Annotated in this window: 1 protein-coding gene; it reads left to right on the top strand. The window is 38.7% G+C overall.

Going from position 1 to position 1,502, the window contains the following annotated elements:
- The first annotated feature begins 121 nt into the window (after positions 1-121).
- Positions 122-1,452 (top strand): IS3 family transposase gene (locus DFO73_RS28190; protein ID WP_110067960.1). Its coding sequence is split into 2 segments (ribosomal slippage): positions 122-500 and positions 500-1,452, totalling 1,332 coding nucleotides; the frame shifts between segments, so codons are not numbered across the junction.
- The last annotated feature ends 50 nt before the right edge of the window (positions 1,453-1,502 follow it).

Below are 1,502 nucleotides of genomic sequence, written 5' to 3'. Positions count from 1 at the left end.
TGAACTGAACCCCGAATAGTAGACACTTTAAAAAAAGTGGATCTATTCGGGGATTTTTGTTTTTTCTAGCTTAAAACCCCGTTATACTAAAATTTATGAAGTTAAGTCAGGAGAAGTTATTATGAGTAAGATTATATTTAATGAACATCAACGGAAATTATTAGAAATGAATCCAAATGTGGCTTCTGTATCGGATCGTGCGATTCAATATACATCTGAATTTAAAATACAAGCGGTGAAAGAAAATCTAGCGGGTAAGGGACCTGTTCAGATCTTTATTGAAGCTGGTTATGATTTAGAGATAATTGGACTAAAAAAAGCCCAAAGCGCACTTAGTCGCTGGAGAACAACGTTTAAAACATATGGAGAAGCAGGATTTTTAGAAGAACGCCGGGGGAAGGGGAGCACTGGACGCCCCACGTCTAAACAGCTTTCAGCCGAAAAGAAATTAGAAAAAGCAGAAGCGCGGATTAAGTATTTGGAAGCTGAATTAGAATTACTAAAAAAGCTCGAAGCACTCGAAAGGCAGGCGAAGAAGAGACGATTCTAACACCCCAAGAGAAGTATCAAGTCATCAATGAAGTGATTCGTCTTTATCAACTTAAGAATATGACCAGTTATTTATGTGAGTTAACAGGTGTCAGCCGAAGTGGCTATTATAAATGGATTCAAAATCAGGAAAAGCAAGCGAACCGTGAGGAACAAGATTATCAGGACTACCTCCGATTGAAATCAATTTATGATGGGGCTAAAGGAAAAATCGGCTATCGTGGCTTATACATGGAATTAGCAGAACAACTCGTTACACCCATGAATCATAAGAAGATTCTTCGGCTAATGCGTAAATTTAACTTCTTTGCGAAAGTAAGACAAGCGAATCCCTATAGAAAAATCGCCAAAGCAACCGAAGCCCACCGCACGGTACCTAACCATCTAAACCGAGAATTCAAACAGAACGAACCAGGCAAAGTATTCTTAACTGATATCACTTACCTGCAATTCCAAGGTGGGCAAACAGCTTATTTATCTTGCGTTAAAGATGTCGCCACAAGAGAAATTATTGCTTATGATCTTTCTACCAGTTTACGTATGAGTATTGTTTACAGAACACTGGAAAAGTTAAAGGAAGCATTAGATGGGAATATTCATCCGGAAGCAATGATTCACTCGGATCAAGGTGTGCAATATACACATCCTGAATATCAAAAACGCGTGAAAGAACTAGGGCTCATTCAATCAATGTCACGTAGAGGAAATTGTCTAGATAATGCCCCCATGGAATCATTCTTCGGGCACTTAAAAGATGAAGTAGATTACAGGGAAGCACGTAACTTAGCAGAATTGAAAAACTTGTTGGCTGAATATATGGAACACTATAACACGACCAGAAAGCAATGGAACTTAAAAAAGATGACTCCGGCAGCTTACCGAAGTCATCTCATCGCTGCGTAGATAGCAGCATCTCTTTTTATTAAACTGTCTACTTTATAGGGTGCAGTTCA

It is taken from the genome of Cytobacillus oceanisediminis, assembly GCF_003182355.1.
GTDB classification, from domain to species: Bacteria; Bacillota; Bacilli; order Bacillales; family Cytobacillaceae; genus Cytobacillus; species Cytobacillus oceanisediminis_A.
The sequence above is the reverse complement of the archived record's forward strand: the minus strand, read 5'-3'. Positions and strand labels throughout refer to the sequence as shown.